This window comes from Casimicrobium huifangae, from assembly GCF_009746125.1.
Lineage (GTDB): Bacteria > Pseudomonadota > Gammaproteobacteria > Burkholderiales > Casimicrobiaceae > Casimicrobium > Casimicrobium huifangae.
The window spans coordinates 4,102,645-4,117,903 of the sequence record NZ_CP041352.1 but is presented as its reverse complement, the minus strand read 5'-3'; the positions used below and the strand labels follow the sequence as shown (position 1 = coordinate 4,117,903).

Sequence of the window (15,259 nt, the reverse complement as noted above, 5' to 3'; positions counted from 1 at the left end):
CGGTCATGACGATCCGTGCGCTGCGAGCGGCTGCCTAGCGGTTGAGGCGCAGGCTGGAGGCAACCATGGCCCAGACGCTTTGTGCCTCGCCAGCGTACTGCTGCTCGGCCGACAGACGCAGCTCAAGGGTGCTACCGTTGACCTCGGCTGCGAAAAACGTCTCCAGCATTTCAACGGCGGGGCTGTCGGTGCGGGCAATGGTGGTGCCGATCATCGCAAAACCCTTGCCGGTGATCGCCCCCAATTTGCTCACATCCACGACTGAGGGCCGCCCGGACATGCCCGCGGCGATGGTTTTTCGCTGCTCCGCCTCAATGCCGGCCGCAGAGCGACTGCTGACCAGCGGCTGCAAGACCAGCTGCATGGCTGGACCGCCAGTCTTGCGCGTCTTGTGCTGGAAGTTGACGCGCAGGCGATCATCCTGATTCTGCTCCACGGTCGCTGCCAGGTAGCCGGGGATTTGAAATGTCAGCGCGTGGCTTTCGAAAGTGACCGCCAGTGGGCTGCTGCCAATGTCCGGCGTTGCCGGCGCGGCAGGTGACGACTTGCTCTCAGCCACACTGCCGTTGGCCGACGGTGAGGTGACTGGGGCAACTGGCGCCGACGGTAATGTCAGCGACTTTTGCACCATTGCACTGATCGCTTCAACGGCAGGCGAGCGCGTAGCAGCGACTTCGAGAAATTCCCAATACTCACCGTCGTGCAGGACGGAGGCAAAGCGCACGGTCGGGGAAGACGCCGAACCTTTGCCCGGCATGGCACTGCCGAGCGCCGGATAACTGCCGTAGCTGTCAAAGCGCGTCAACTTGTCATTGAAGGTGCTGCGCATGATGTTCTTCACGGCCGCGTCGTGCGTGCTCTGCAGCCATGCCATGCGTTGCACTAGGGTCTCCGGCGCGTCGCTGCTGGCGGCACGCGGACGGCGATTAACCCAAAGCTCCAGCTGCTGGCCATCCACCTTGCAGACGAGAGCATTGCTGGCTGGCTGACAGTCGGCGGGGGCTTCGAGGCTGGCGCCGTTGACCGTCACCGGGGCGGCTTGAAGCTGGGCGCCAGTGGCGAGCATGGTGAGGACTGAAACAGCGGCGAAAGAACCGCGCGGGAAGCTCATTGCGTTTGAACAGAACAGGATTGCCGGCTGCGAAGCGTAGCGCAATCGGTATTCGCCACCAGCGGGGACGTCCTGTGTCGCCGCTACAGCATGTCGCCGACGCGGGTGAGCAGGCGGTCGGTCCAGCGCGCCAGACTGGTCAGCGCCACGTCCGTTGCCGGGGCCGTGTAGCGCAGACTGTAAGGAGTCGGTAGCGGGTCCTCCACCAGCGACATCGGTGGCAGGGGATCATCAATGCGGCATTTGTGCACGTAGAGCGCGAGCGCGAAACATTGCAGGTCCGCCGCTGAGAACCGTGGATTGCGCAGCGTGCTGGCGAACAGATCCCGCCAGTGCCAGAACTGGGTGTCGGCGCTGGCTGCGGCCTCAACCGGCTTGAAGTCAACCGGGTTCTGCAGCCGCACCGAGAGCCAGCCGAGAATGATTTTCTGGTGCAGTTGCTCCTGTGAGCGGACCGGGAAATGGGCCAGGACTGCGCCGTCGATGTCTTGCGTGAGCGCGGTCTCGACACCGGCGGCGGTCTCACGGGTGAGGAAGTGATTGCCGTAGGCGATCTGCCAGGACGGATCGGCCAGCGAGCCGCGCGGCAGCACGACCTTGTGTTCCTCCTTGGGTTCTGTCTGGGCACGATGGCGGATGCGTGCGACCGGGTTGAGTTGCGCCGTGTCGTCTGCCGCAGTGACGATGTAGTTCTGCCAGCGCAGGCGTCCGCATTGACCCCGCGGAATCGCCGCCAGTGCGGCCTCCAGGGCCGGCCGGGACGCTACCTTGAGCAACTCATCGGCATCAAGCGGGAACACGAAATCGGCGCCAAGACGGGCGAACGCCGCCCGCGCCAGCTCGGTGGTGCGCAGCCCCTGCTGAAACGACAATGACTCGTCGCGCATCACCGTCAGCGGCAAACCCTCATGCTGCAAGGCGCGCAGGATGGCGGGCGTGTTGTCGGTTGACGAATGATCAAGCACGACCAGATGATCGAACAGCATCGCATGATGACGTACGAACGCTTCGACGATGTCGCCGTCGTTCTTGATCATGGTCACAGAAGCAAGTCTCATCACACGTGGCGGCGGCGCCGGACGCCGTGGTTGCGGAGACGCCAGTGTATGCGCCGGGTGGTGGTACGCCCGTGCGCGAGCCTAACGGTGGCTGCCGGTCATGAGCCCGTGTTTTCCGAGCCAGGCCAGCATCCTGGGCCACAACTCAATGCCTGTCTGCGCACGGAAGTAGCCCATGTGGCCGATCTGCTTCACCTTCAGTTCGCCCGGCGTGAAGTCGACCCGATCAACGGCGGTGCTGGTGTAGCCCTTGAAGAAGGCGTCGCGCGAACGCGGTGGCGCCCACAGGTCGTCAGTGCTGACGGCGGCCGCGATGGGGACGCGCACATCGGCAAAACGGTCAGTGATGGCGCGGGCGTCGGGATCGTCAAAAAAGTAGTGCGGCAAATGGCACCACTTCTTCCAGTCGCGGTAAGCGCCCATGGGGATGTCTTCGCCGAGGCCAAATTTGCTCATCGGCTGGTAGCCATAGATGCGGGTGACCACTGGTCCGACGACGTTCCACAGCGCCCAGGCGCGGTAGCGTTCCGGGCGCGGCATCCAGCCGTGCCAGCCAGCACCCACGCCGCAGACATAGGCGGCCTGCAGCTCGTTCGGATGCGGCAACTGGCCGATGGCGTGGCCGCCCAGGCTGTGCCCGACCAGCCAGACCTTGCCGCGGGCCAGCGCGTAGTCAACCGCAGCGGCCAGGTCATAGCGCGACCAGTCGGCGTATTCCATCTCGAAGCCCCGCAGCGAACCATGCTTCGAGTCGCCGATGCCGCGGTAATCGGTGGTGATCACGTTGATACCCTGCTGCTGGGCGTATTCGGCGAAGCGGCGATAGAAGCCCCGCGGAACTGCTGTCGCGCTCGCCATCACGATCCACTGGTCGCCCGGCGCGCCGAAGTGGGTGGCTGTCAGCCGGTAGCCGTCGGCGGCGGTGAGGTGCAGATCGGTGGTGCTCATGCGGTGGCAGTGTAGCGATCGCTAGACCGGTCGGTCTAGAGCGTATATTCTATTTGTGGCGTTGCCGCCGGAGTGGCGAAAACACTGCGCCGCGATGGACACCCGATGACCCGCCATGCTCCAGCCAGCGGCAGTACCGCCGCAGCAACGACGCCCGATACCCGCACCCGCATCCTGAAGGCCGCGCAGCAGTTGTTTCGCAAGCGCGGCTATCACGGTACCGGGCTTAACGACATCCTCGAGCTGGCGCAAGCACCGAAGGGCTCGATGTATCACCACTTCCCGGGCGGCAAGGAGCAGATCGGCGTATGCGTGATCCATGACCTGACTGACGGCCTGATTGCGCTCTTCACAGCGGGTCGCGCGCGCAGCGCCCACACCCTGCTGTCGCAGGTGGGCGAGCAACTGGTGACAGTGGCCGAGAAGACCAACTTCGAAATCTGTGCGCTGTACTCATCTTTCGTCGCCGAGCGGGCGGCATCGCCGCTGCTGGGCGAAGCGGTGTCGGCCGGTTACGGCCAGATGATCGACACGCTGGCAGCACGGCTGGTGCAGGACGGCATGCCCTCCCGTGTGGCCGCAGAAACCGCCCAGGTGGCCGTGGCCCTGCTCGAAGGCGGGTCACTGCTGGCTCAGGCACGACGCGATGCGGCGCTGTTCCGAACCGCAGTGAAGCAGGCCGCCGCGCTTTGCCGCGTGGAGCGCCCGCCGGCGAGCTGATCAGCCAACCGTCCGGCGTTATTCACGCATGCGCTGTAACCCGGTGTTAGGTCACCAGGTCATCGCGCCATCCGGCCGGCTTCGAACAGTTCGCCTATTGGGACCTGATGACCGCCAGCGGCACCAACGTGCGGGGCGCCGCGCAGGCGCAGCAGCGACAGTTCGAGGGCCTGCAGCGGGCCAATGCCACCGTGCAGCAGGGCCACGCCAGCTACAACGCTGGCTGGGCGCAGAACAGCGCGCGCCAATCGGCAGTGGTTGCCAACTACACCAATCAGGCCATCCGCAGCGTCAGCCCCTATGTCGACGGCAACGGTCAGCGGACCATGCTGCCGCACTCGTTGCCCCAGAGGCAGACCTGTCAGCAGGGTGGCTACACCTACGCGCGGGACGCCCAGGGCACCTGCCGGCGCTGGCAGGGCAACGGTTGGGCGAGGATGGATGCGTCACGCTAACGAGGCCGCCGCGCAATTCACCTTTTTACTGAAACGCCCAATTGACGTGGGCTCACAGGCCGAAAGTGGCTAAAGTCGACTATCTGGCAAATGGCCGACCTAGCCCTCTTTGAATGAGGCTTTCAGCGAAAAGTTGTGAGCCGTGACTTGACAGAAGCAGCGCCGTGATCGGCGCTACGCGACGCCCGCCACTTATTGGGCGGGTACGTTCGCCTTGGCGGTGGTGCCCGCCGCCTCGACCGTGGAGCGAACGACCGGCAGGCCTTTCACCTTGTTCAGCGCCTGCGAGAAGAGGAAGTCCTTGTCGTTGCCCCAGTCAAAACCCTTGAGCTTCTTCTGGTCTTCACGCACCTTGATCAGCTTGGCTTCCTGCGCGTCTTCGGAGGTGTCCTCTTCGGGCGCGGCATCCTTGGTCTCGTTCTTGCCGATCAGGTGGCGCGAAAGGTCCTTTTCGCGCTGCAGCTTCGGCGCAATGACGCCATCCCAGGTCAGCTGCTCAATCAGTACGTCCGGTTCGATACCGGTGCCCTGAATCGAGCGGCCGTTCGGTGTGTAGTAGCGCGAAGTCGTGAGCTTTACGCCGGTGGTCTGCGACAAGGGGATGATGTTCTGCACCGAGCCCTTGCCGAAGGTGGTCGTGCCCATGATGGTGGCACGCTTGTGATCCTGCAGTGCGCCGGCGACGATCTCGGAGGCTGACGCCGAGGCGCCGTTGGTCATCACCACCACCGGTACGGTCTTCAGGATCTCCGGCACGTTGGCGAGTGGATCGCCACCACGACGGGCATAGTAATCACGGCTGGCGAAAAATTTGGTCTTGCTGCCTTCCATGCGGCCTTCGGTGTACACCACCATCGCATCTTTCGGCAGAAACATGGCTGACAGCCCAACCGCCGCATCAAGCAGGCCGCCCGGGTTATTGCGCAGATCGAGCACCACACCCTTGAGCGGCGTCTGTGCATTCTGTTCGGTCAGCACCCTCGCGACATCGGCCACGGTAGTTTCATTGAACGTACGAACACGGATGAACGAGATGCCCGGCTCAACCATCTTCGCCTTGACACCCTGAATCTTGATCTGCTCGCGCACCAGTGCGAAGGTGTGCGTGGCCCGCTCATCCTTGCGGAACACTTCGAGTTTGACTTTGGTACCCGGCGAGCCGCGCATCATGTCGACCGCCTTGGTGGTGGTCAATCCGCGCGTGGTTTCGCCATCCACCTTGGTGATCAGATCGCCCGCGCGAATGCCTGCGCGGGCAGCCGGGGTCTCGTCGATCGGCGAGATCACCTTGATGAAGCCGTCTTCGGTACCAATCTCGATGCCGATGCCGCCGAACTTGCCGGTGGTCGTCGTGCGCAGGTCCTTGAACGCGGACTCATCGAGGAAGGTGGAATGCGGATCGAGGCTGGACACCATGCCACCGATCGCCTGCTCAATCAGCTTCTTGTCGCTGACCGGCTCCACGTAGTCATTCTTGACCCGCGAGTAAACCTCGGAGAAGGTGCGCAGCTCATCGAGCGGAATGGTTGATTTCGCATCGCGATTGGCGTCAACCGTGATGGCGAGCGACAGCGCGATACCCATCGTCGCACCAGCACCGACCCACGCCGCCTTTTGCCACATAGCACCCATGAATACACCTCTTTGTCCGTGCGGATGCCGTGAACCCGGCCCGCATTTGCCATATTAGACGATCAATCCCGTCATTGGTGCCGCAAACCCTCGCCAGTGGCGCTTTCAGGCCGACGTGTCGCCACGGCGAGACGCAACCGGCAAAAAATGGGCAGAAAAAAGGGCGACCTATCGGAGGATACGGTCGCCCTGAACGTCACCACGGATGAGCCGGGGGAAGCCCATCCTGGGAGGACAACGACACGGCAGCAGAGGGGTCAACTGCGTATCGTCTTGCCACAACCATAAGATGTGGCGCGGGCAGAAAAGTTCAACTGCTTTTCAGCAAAAAGTGGCGCGAAACGCATTGACCTCGTCGCGAGTGGGGATGCCATTGCGCCCGCCAAACCGCGTGCACTTGAGTGCGGCCACGTCGGTGGCAAACTGCAGCGCCTCCCGGAGCGGCTGCTTCTCGGCCAGCGCAAAGGCGAGCGCGCCATGCCAGGTGTCGCCGGCGCCCAGCGTGTCGATTGCATGCACCGGGCGTGCGGGGGTGAGCTGCAGGCGTTGACCGTCGAACCACCAGGTGCCGCGCTCGCCGAGGGTCACACCGCAGATCACGTTGCGGCCACCGAAGGCGCGCGGAATGGCGACGTCTGGCGCGCCGAACCCCAGACTTTTCAGCATCGGTTCGCTGAATACCGGATGTGTCGCCCGTTGCGCGATAGTGAGCACTTCTTCAGGGTCGCCCGCATCGGCGTCGAACACGCTTGGGATGGCGGCTGCCGCCGCCGCATCAAACAGGGCGATGGCGCCCGGTTTCCAGCGCGAATCGGCATGTACGGCGTCGGCGTGCTGCACTTCCCCAAGCGGAAGCCATGATGTGTCAGCCGGATAGCCTTGGGCCGGTGCTGAGCAGATCAGGCGCTCGCCGCGGTTGTCAACCAAGATCGCCGAGGTTTTCGAGCGCGCTCCGGGCAGGCGAAACACATGCGATACATCGACCCCTTCGCGCTCAAGCTGGCGCAAGATCTGGTCGCCGACATCGTCATCACCAACGCGGCCCCAGTACTGTGCCTCGCCACCCAGGCGCTTGACGGCAACGGCCGCATTGGCGGCCATGCCACCACCGGTGACGATGAATTCCAGTGCCCCGAATTTGGCCGGTGCCTCCGGAATGGTGTCGACACGAAAAATCTGGTCGAGCGTTGCGACACCGAGGCAGATGACACGGGGCTTGTGAGTCATTACGAGCGTCCGGTACTGCCAAAGCCACCGGCGCCGCGGTCACTGGCGGAAAACTCGGCCACTTCCTGAAACTGCACTTGCTGCACCGGCACGATCACCAGTTGCGCGATGCGCTCCTGCGGTTGAATGGTGAAAGCGGCACTGCCGGCAGCGTTGCGGTTCCAGCAGCTCACCATCAGTTCGCCCTGATAGTCGCTATCGATCAGCCCCACCAGATTGCCAAGCACAATGCCGTGCTTGTGACCCAAGCCTGACCGTGGCAGGATCAGCGCCGCATAACCAGGATCGGCGATGTGGATGGCGATGCCCGTCGGGATCAAGGTGGTGGCCCCGGGCGCGAGCTCAATCGCGGTATCGATGCAGGCACGCAGATCGAGACCGGCGGAGCCGGTCGTCGCGTAGGCTGGCAAATTCTGGCGCGCAGATTCGCGCAGTACCTTGAACTGAATCTTCATGAGCAGCGGAAAGACGATAGGGGGCTCGGTTCAGGACTTGAACATGCCCGGTTCGAGATTGTGCCGTTGTAGCAGCTTGTAGAACTCGGTACGGTTGCGCCCGGCCATCTGCGCGGCCTGTGCCGCGTTGCCGGCCGTGAGCTTGAGAATGCGCACCAGGTAGTCGCGCTCGAAGGTCTTGCGTGCCGCTTCGAAGGAGACCAGCGGCGCCGCACTGTCGTCAAGGCTGTGCCGGATCAGCGACAGCGGGATGACGTGCGTGGTGGACAGCGCCACGGCCTGCTCCAGCAGGTTTTCCAGTTGCCGCACATTGCCGGGCCACGGTGCCGCGACCAGCGCTGCCAGCGCGTCCGGCGCCAGTGTCGGCACGGTCTTGCGGTAGCGCGTGGCGATCTTTTTCAGGAAGTGATTGACCAGCAGCGGGATGTCCTCCCGCCGCTCTGCCAGCGACGGCAGCTTGAGCGCCACCACATTGAGCCGGTAGAACAAATCTTCACGGAAGGTGCGGTCGGCGCGCATCTGGTCGAGATTGCGGTGCGTTGCCGAGATGATGCGGACGTCCACGTTGACCGACTGGGTGGCACCCACCGGGCGCACAGCGCCCTCCTGCAGCACGCGAAGCAGCTTGGCCTGCAGCGACAGCGGCATGTCGCCGATTTCGTCGAGGAACAGGGTGCCGCCGTCAGCCGCCTGAAACAGCCCCTGCTGTGCGGTTGCCGCGCCGGTGAAGGCGCCCTTGGCATAGCCGAACAACTCGCTTTCCAGCAATTGCTCCGGGATGGCGGCACAGTTGATGGCCATGAATGGCTTGCCGGCGCGATTGCTGGCGGCATGAATCGCGCGAGCCAGCAGCTCCTTGCCGGTGCCGGATTCGCCCAGCACCAGCACCGAAGCCATCGAGTCGGCCACCAGCCGAGCCCGGCGCAGCAGGTCATCCATTTTGGCGCTGCGGGTCACGATTTCGGCGCGCCAGGCGTCATCGCTGCCGGCATGGGCTTCGCGCGATTCACCAGCGACGGCAACCGCTTGCGCCACTTTTTTCAGCAATTCCTGCGGGTCGAACGGCTTGGTCAGAAAGCCGAAGACCCCGCGCTGGGTGGCAGCCACCGCGTCGGGGATGGTGCCGTGCGCGGTCAGAATGATCACCGGCAGCGTCGGATGCTGGGCGTTGATCTGTTCAAAGAGCTGCATGCCGTCAATACCGGGCATGCGCAGGTCAGTGACGACCACCGCCGGGCGCGTGACGGCAATTTGCGCCAGCGCCGCTTCGCCACTTTCCGCCGTCTTGACACGATAGCCCGCTGCCGAAAGCCGCAGGCCAATCAGCTTCAGCAGATCGGGATCGTCGTCAACAAGAAGGATCTCTGCTGCCATCGCTCAGTTTCTCCGTCGCTCTCGATCGAGCAACTGCTTTTCGATTGCCTTCAGCGCATCCAGCTTTTGCTGCAAGGCGTCTGCCCGCTTCTGCTCGTCTCGCACCTGACGTGTGCGTTCGGCGATCTGCGCCAGCAATACGTCGGCGACCGGTCGCAATGGGTGGTTCGCCGCGAGCCCGCCATTCTTGGCCAGCAGCGGTTCCAGCAGGCCCTGCAGGCGCGCGTCGTCCCCGGCGCCCGGCCCGAGCAATGCGGACAGCCAGGCATAGCGCATGCGATTGACCGGTGTGCGCTCCTTGTTGAAGGCGTTTTGCGCAGCGTTGTATTCCTTGCGCAGATCGTCGGCGCTACCGCCCGTGGCACGCGCCATCTCCACCAGCAGCGCGAGGCTCTGCTCCTGATCATCCGGCAGTTTCACCGGCTCTGGCGCCGGCGGCGGCGGCGCCTGCTTCTCGACCTCAACATAAACCGGCACGTACACCGTCTGCGTCACCGCCGGCGGTGGCGACTTGGGCAACAGCGGAATGTCAGGCGCCGTGGCACAGCCCGCCAGCGCGACAATGGTCACGACACTTGCGGCGATGGGTGTTCGCCGTTCCCTAAACTGCAATTGAGTCTCCCTCGGTCAGCGTGAGCGGTGCGCCGCCACGCGTCAAATCCAGCGGCAGGCGAACCCGAAAGCGTCCGCCCGGCTTGCCTGGCTCCACGATAAACACGTGGCCCTGATGGGCAAGTACATATTCACGAACGATGGCGAGACCAAGACCGGAGCCCTTCACCTTGCCATTGGCACTGGCGTCACCACGATAAAACGATTCGAACACCCGTTCCTGCTCTTCCAGGGCGACGCCGGGGCCATCATCCTCGACATCGATCTGGGCCATGCCACCGTCGATGCTGCTGACGATCCGCACTTTGCCGCCGCGCGGCGTGTACTTGATGGCGTTCGACACCAGATTATCCAGCACCACGCGCAACTGCTCGCGATCGCCCTTGAGCGTGAGCGCTTCGCCCCGAACCTCGACTGAAATCGCACGCGACAGCATCTCCAGCCGATGCTCGCGTACGACCCGCTCGATGATCGGCTTCATCTCGACAGTTTCCAGCTTCAGCGGGGCCGCGCTTTTATGCTGCTGGTAGGACAGCAAGTCTTCGATCAACCGCTGCAGCGACACCGTGTTGTCGCGGATGATGCGCACCACGTCGGTCTGTTGCGTCGACATTTCTCCGACGATGCGGTCGTTGAGAAGTTCCGAACCTTCGCGCACTGCCGTCAGCGGCGTCTTCAGTTCGTGCGACACGTGGCGCAGAAAACGGCTCTGATGCGTCTCCAGTTCAAGCAGGCGGCGGCGCAGCCAGTCGAGCCGCTCGCCGAGTGAGCGCAGGTCGCGGGGGCCATTGATCGAGATGTCTTCATTGAATTCGCCACGTCCGAGCTTGCGGATGCTGCGGTCGATATTGCGCAGCGGTCGCGAAATCAGGATTGAAAAACCGATCGCCAGCAGCAGGGCAGTAGCGGCAGCAATACCCAGGAACCACGGCCAGTTTTCACGGGTTTTCGCGGCCATTTCACGCAGCGTCACCACTTCCCGCTCAGTGACACGACCCAGCATGGCCGCAGCCTGCGCCGCGCTGTCGGCGAGATCGGCAGCAGTCTCCGCCAGTCGCGGTCGCTCACTGGCGTCGGGCACGCCGTTGCGCAGCGCGGCAGCCAGCACTACGCGCTGCGTGCTGACCTGCTTGATGGCGGCGCGCTCGTCGTCCGCCAGCGGCAGGCTCTGGCTGCGAATCAAGGCTTGCTCAAGCTGGGCGTCGAGTTTGCGGTAGCCGTCGATCAGCGACGCGTCTTCGAGGACGATGGATTGCCGTACGGCGCGTTCGATCTTGCCGGTGACATCGCGCAGTTCGCGCGACGCTGAACTGGCGGCCTCCGCTTCCCGCACCGAAAGCTGCGAGCGCTTGGCCAGTGCGTCGAGGCCGAATGCCAGCTCGGCCAATGCCACCACCAGCGGCACGGCGGAAAGCACGAAGCACGCGAGGATGACGTTGGTCAGGGAGCGCGGGTAGTACACACCGGCATTTTAGGGCGCGCTGCAAGCATGGCCTTCAGGGCCACATGCCGGCGAGCGGCGCCGGCGTACGATTTGCTAGCCGTGGCGGATGACCACCGTCTTCATGACGCTGAAACCATACAGCGCCTCAAAGCCCTTTTCGCGCCCATAGCCAGACGATTTGACGCCGCCAAAGGGCAGCTCCACGCCGCCGCCCGCACCATAGTTGTTGATGAACACCTGGCCGCTTCTGATGGCGCGGGCCATGCGCAATCCTCGCCCGCCGTTTTCCGTCCACACGCCGGCGACCAGGCCATATTCGGTGCCGTTGGCGAGCCGGATGGCGTCTGCCTCATCCCGAAATGGCATTGCGGCCAGCACCGGGCCGAACACTTCATCGCAGGCCAGTGGCGCTTCCATCGGCACGTCGGCAATCAGCGTCGGCCTGGCGTAGAAGCCGGTGGCCGGGGATTCAGGCGCGATGCTGCCCTGGGCAATGCTGCGCATGGCGGACGCCTTGGCATCAGCAAGAAAACCCTCCACGCGCTGCAACTGGCTGGCACGGATGAGGGGACCGACATCAAAATCGAGCACGGCAGGGCCTACCTTCAGGGTGGCAATGCGAGCCCCCACCGCTTCGAGTACGCGCTCATAGGCGCTGGCCTCAACCAGCAGACGCGAGCCTGCGCTGCAGGTCTGTCCGGCGTTCTGGACAATGGCATTGACAATCACCGGCAGCGCGTCGTCGAGATTGGCGTCGGCAAACACGATCTGCGGGCTCTTGCCGCCCAGCTCCAGCGTCACCGGCACATGTCGTCTGGCGGCACTCTGTGCAATGAGGGTGCCGACGCGTGCCGATCCAGTGAACGAGATGTGATCAATACCTGCTGCATCGGCCAGTGCCTGCCCGGCTTCGTGGCCGTAGCCGGTGACAATGTTCAGGGCTCCATCCGGAAAGCCGCATTCAACCGCCAGCTCGGCGATGCGCAACAGCGACAGGCAGGCGTCCTCGGCAGGTTTCACCACGCATGCATTGCCGGCGGCGAGCGCACCACCCACCGAACGCCCGAATATTTGCATCGGGTAGTTCCACGGGATGATGTGTCCGGTGACACCGTGCGGCTCGTAGAAGCTCATCACTGCATAGCCGGGCGTATACGGAATGGTCTCGCCGTGCAGCTTGTCGCAGGCGCCCGCGTAGAACTCGAAGTAACGCGCCACCGCAGTGGCATCAGCTATTGCCTGCTTGACCGGCTTGCCGCAGTCACGCATTTCAAGATGTGCCAACTCGTCGTGATGTGCCAGTAGCGCGTCACTCAGCTTGCGCAGCAGGCGACCGCGTTCGACCGGTGCGAGGCGGCCCCATGTCCCGCCGTCAGCGGCCGCGCGGGCCGCGGCGACGGCACGGCGAATATCCTCCGAATTGCCGCGCGCGATGTGTGCAAACACCTGGCCGTCGCTGGGGTCGAGAACCGGAATGGTTTCGCCGCTGCTGCCAGCGACGCGGCGATTGCCGATGAAATGGGTGCTCATGGCTTGCGCGCTATTTGCCGACCGGTTTGAACATCCAGGCGAAGGTGTATTCGTCGGTGCGCGGGCTATAGCTCAGGTTCTTCTTCATCGCCCACACATTCATCTGGAAGTGCAGCGGAATGATGCCCTGATCGGCCATCGCAATTTCCGTCGCCCGCGCCAGCAGCGCCTCTCGCTTGGCGTCGTTGATGGTGACCAGTGCGTCTTCCAGCATTGCATCGAATTTGCTGTTCGAGTAGCGCCCGCGGTTGGCGTTACCCCAGCCTTTCTTCGCATCGAAAGTGCCAAGCAGAGGTCGCAGGCTGTCGGACATTTCACCCGAACCGGCCGACCAGCCCAGCAGCATCAGGCTGAATTCGAGTTTGGTTGCCCGGGTGAAGTAGACCGACGACGGCATCGCATCGACTTTCGTCGCGATACCGGCGCGACTCAGCATTTGCGCCACCGCTTGCGCGATCTGTTCATCGTTGACATAGCGATTGTTCGGCGCATGGATAGTGATGCCGAAGCCATCCGGATAACCAGCCTCGGCCAGCAATTTCTTCGCCTGCGCTGTGTCGAACTTGTCGGGCTTCAGGTTTTTAGACGTGCCGGGGTAGCCATCCGGCAGCGGTTGGCCGGCGGCGACGGCCTCGCCTTCCATCACGCGGCTGACGATGGCGTCGCGATTCAACGCCAGCGAAATCGCCTTGCGCACCCGGGCATCCTTGAGCGGATTTTTGGTCAACGGCTTGCCCTGCTTGTCGGTGACAAAGGGTGACACATCGCGATTGGAATCAAGGTGCAGGTAGATCAACCGGTTCGAGCCGACGCGGGCAAGAGAGAGGTTCTTGTCGTTCTTGAGCCGGGCCATGTCCGCCGTCGGCGCGTTTTCCAGCGCCTGGATGTCGCCTGACAACAAGGCGGCGACGCGGGCCGGGTCATTGGTCAGAATGCGCAGGGTCGCCTTCTCCCACGGAGTTTTGCCGCCCCACCAGGCATCGTTGCGGGCCAGTTCGAGGCGATCGCCCTTGGCAAAGCGGACCAGCTTGTACGGCCCGGTGCCGATGGCCGCCTTGCCGCTGTTGAAGTCATCGGTACTGGCGCTGGCAGCCGCTTTCTTGGAGACGATATAGACGGTTGACAGATCGTTGGGCAGCAGCGGATGCGGCTTCTCGGTCGTCATCACCAGTGTGTGGGCATCGATCGCCCTGATCGCCTTGATCGGCCGCACATAGGTGGAAAACGACGAGGGCGAATTGGGCACTTTCGGCACGCGGTCAAGGGTGAAGATCACGTCGTCGGCGGTGAAGTCACTGCCGTCATGCCACTTCACGCCTTTGCGCAGCTTGAATTCCCAGTTCAGGTCATCGACGGGCTTCCACGACAGTGCGAGACCGGGTTTGAGGCGTTGCTGTTCGTCCATCGCCACCAGGCGCTCGAACACGTGCGCTGCAGCTGAATTGTTCGGCCCGACGTTGTGATAGTGCGGATCGAACGCCGTGATGTCACCAGACAGTCCAATGGTGATCGATTGCGCAAATAGCGCGGCGCTGGCCGCTGCTGCGCCGCACAACACCATAATCCTGCGCAACCTTCCCGACACGATAGTTCTGTGTGAACGCATGAGACCCCCTGATCGTACGGCTGAAATGCAAAGCAACAGAATAACCGACCGCGCCGCCACACCCTGGCTCGCGCAGTAACGCAACGACACTCGCCGATGAACGCACGAATTGAAACTGCCTTTCCTGACATTCGCCCGTGGGCCGCAGGTCGCGCTGGCAACGAGCGTGACGAGGCTATTCCCCACGTGTGGACCTACACCGGTGTCGCGCCGGGGCCGCATGTGTGCGTGAATGCGCTGGTGCACGGCAATGAAGTCTGTGGCGCGATTGCGGGCGACTGGTTGCTCAGGGAGCTGGCAGCAGGGTTGCGTCCGGCACGCGGCGCACTATCTGTCGCGTTTGCCAACGTTGATGCCTATCACAGCTTCGACGCCGCGAAACCCTTTCAATCACGTTGCGTCGATGAGGACTTCAACCGCCTGTGGGATGTGGCTACGCTGAACGGCCCGCGCGACTCCCGGGAGCTGCGACGCGCCCGCGAACTGCGGCCGTTTTACGACACCGTCGATCACCTGCTTGACCTGCATTCGATGCTGGAGCCGGCACCGCCGATTGCGCTGGCTGGCGACACCGACAAGGGGTTGGCGCTGGCCCGGGCCGTTGGTACGCCGCAGCACATCCTGGTCGATTCCGGGCATGCCGCTGGCAAGCGGCTGCGCGACTACGCCGACTTCGGCGATCCGCTGCATCCGCGCAGCGCCTTGCTGGTGGAGTGCGGGCAACATTGGGAGGCCGCAGTCGGCGACGTTGCGCGTCATGTCACATTGCGTTTTCTGCGCCACTTCGAGGTTCTGGATGCGGCAGCGTTGGCGAAGCTCGCTTCAACGCTTGCATCTGTTGGTGAGTCGGTGCCCGTAGCGCAGCGCGTGATTGACATCGATGCCGTGGTGACCGTGGCCAACCCACAATTTCGATGGATCCGGCCGCTACTGGGGCTGGAGGTGTTTCCGTACGCAGGCACCTTGCTGGCCATGAATGGTGATGTTGAGGTGCGCACACCGCACGCCGATGCTGTCATGGTGATGCCGGTGCCGCAACCGAAGGTCGGACAGACTGCGGTGCGTATCGGTCGCTTCCGCGCCTGAA

Annotated in this window: 14 protein-coding genes; 3 read left to right on the top strand and 11 right to left on the bottom strand. The window is 63.5% G+C overall.

What is annotated here, in order from left to right; translation table 11 throughout:
- Positions 1 to 34: 34 nt before the first annotated feature.
- From FKL89_RS18630 to FKL89_RS18620, 3 genes are all read right to left on the bottom strand, one after another.
- Positions 35 to 1,111 carry a hypothetical protein gene (locus FKL89_RS18630; protein WP_156864221.1) on the bottom strand — a complete coding sequence of 359 codons (1,077 nt, stop codon included), beginning with the start codon at positions 1,109 to 1,111 and terminating at the stop codon, positions 35 to 37.
- 83 nt (positions 1,112 to 1,194) lie between these two features.
- Positions 1,195 to 2,148, bottom strand: coding sequence for a glycosyltransferase family 2 protein (locus FKL89_RS18625; protein ID WP_162527589.1), 954 nt, complete (start codon positions 2,146 to 2,148; stop codon positions 1,195 to 1,197).
- Positions 2,149 to 2,250: 102 nt separating this feature from the next.
- Positions 2,251 to 3,117 (bottom strand): alpha/beta hydrolase family protein, encoded by an 867-nt coding sequence (locus tag FKL89_RS18620; protein WP_156864219.1) that lies wholly within the window; start codon positions 3,115 to 3,117, stop codon positions 2,251 to 2,253.
- A 105-nt stretch (positions 3,118 to 3,222) separates the two neighbouring features.
- On the opposite strand from FKL89_RS18620, the gene FKL89_RS18615 reads away from it, so the two are divergent.
- A complete protein-coding gene (locus tag FKL89_RS18615) occupies positions 3,223 to 3,837 on the top strand; it encodes a TetR/AcrR family transcriptional regulator (protein WP_156864218.1) in 615 nt (204 codons plus the stop codon).
- A 107-nt stretch (positions 3,838 to 3,944) separates the two neighbouring features.
- Complete coding sequence (locus FKL89_RS18610; RefSeq protein ID WP_156864217.1) at positions 3,945 to 4,292, top strand: hypothetical protein; 348 nt, start codon at positions 3,945 to 3,947, stop codon at positions 4,290 to 4,292.
- A gap of 192 nt (positions 4,293 to 4,484) precedes the next feature.
- Here FKL89_RS18610 and FKL89_RS18605 read toward each other — a convergent pair whose 3' ends face one another.
- The 8 genes from FKL89_RS18605 to FKL89_RS18570 form a co-directional block, all read right to left on the bottom strand.
- The gene (locus FKL89_RS18605; protein ID WP_156864216.1) at positions 4,485 to 5,924 is read right to left on the bottom strand and encodes a S41 family peptidase; all 1,440 of its coding nucleotides are present in this window, start codon (positions 5,922 to 5,924) and stop codon (positions 4,485 to 4,487) included.
- 321 nt (positions 5,925 to 6,245) lie between these two features.
- Positions 6,246 to 7,151: a PfkB family carbohydrate kinase gene (locus tag FKL89_RS18600; RefSeq protein WP_156864215.1), complete on the bottom strand. Its 906-nt coding sequence runs from the start codon at positions 7,149 to 7,151 to the stop codon at positions 6,246 to 6,248.
- Positions 7,151 to 7,606, bottom strand: coding sequence for a dUTP diphosphatase (dut, locus tag FKL89_RS18595; protein WP_156864214.1), 456 nt, complete (start codon positions 7,604 to 7,606; stop codon positions 7,151 to 7,153). Before dut ends, FKL89_RS18600 begins: the two co-directional genes overlap by 1 nt.
- 30 nt (positions 7,607 to 7,636) lie before the next feature.
- Positions 7,637 to 8,980 (bottom strand): sigma 54-interacting transcriptional regulator, encoded by a 1,344-nt coding sequence (locus tag FKL89_RS18590; RefSeq protein WP_156864213.1) that lies wholly within the window; start codon positions 8,978 to 8,980, stop codon positions 7,637 to 7,639.
- Between the two features lie 3 nt (positions 8,981 to 8,983).
- Positions 8,984 to 9,550 (bottom strand): hypothetical protein, encoded by a 567-nt coding sequence (locus tag FKL89_RS18585; protein WP_156864212.1) that lies wholly within the window; start codon positions 9,548 to 9,550, stop codon positions 8,984 to 8,986.
- A 31-nt stretch (positions 9,551 to 9,581) separates the two neighbouring features.
- Complete coding sequence (locus tag FKL89_RS18580) at positions 9,582 to 11,054, bottom strand: sensor histidine kinase (RefSeq protein ID WP_156864211.1); 1,473 nt, start codon at positions 11,052 to 11,054, stop codon at positions 9,582 to 9,584.
- Positions 11,055 to 11,129: 75 nt separating this feature from the next.
- A complete protein-coding gene (locus tag FKL89_RS18575) occupies positions 11,130 to 12,566 on the bottom strand; it encodes an aldehyde dehydrogenase family protein (RefSeq protein WP_156864210.1) in 1,437 nt (478 codons plus the stop codon).
- A 10-nt stretch (positions 12,567 to 12,576) separates the two neighbouring features.
- On the bottom strand, positions 12,577 to 14,127 hold the full coding sequence (locus FKL89_RS18570; RefSeq protein ID WP_420361150.1) for an ABC transporter substrate-binding protein: 1,551 nt from the start codon (positions 14,125 to 14,127) through the stop codon (positions 12,577 to 12,579).
- A 141-nt stretch (positions 14,128 to 14,268) separates the two neighbouring features.
- Here FKL89_RS18570 and FKL89_RS18565 point away from each other — a divergent pair, with 141 nt between their 5' ends.
- Positions 14,269 to 15,258 (top strand): M14 family metallopeptidase, encoded by a 990-nt coding sequence (locus FKL89_RS18565; RefSeq protein WP_156864208.1) that lies wholly within the window; start codon positions 14,269 to 14,271, stop codon positions 15,256 to 15,258.
- Position 15,259: the final 1 nt, after the last annotated feature.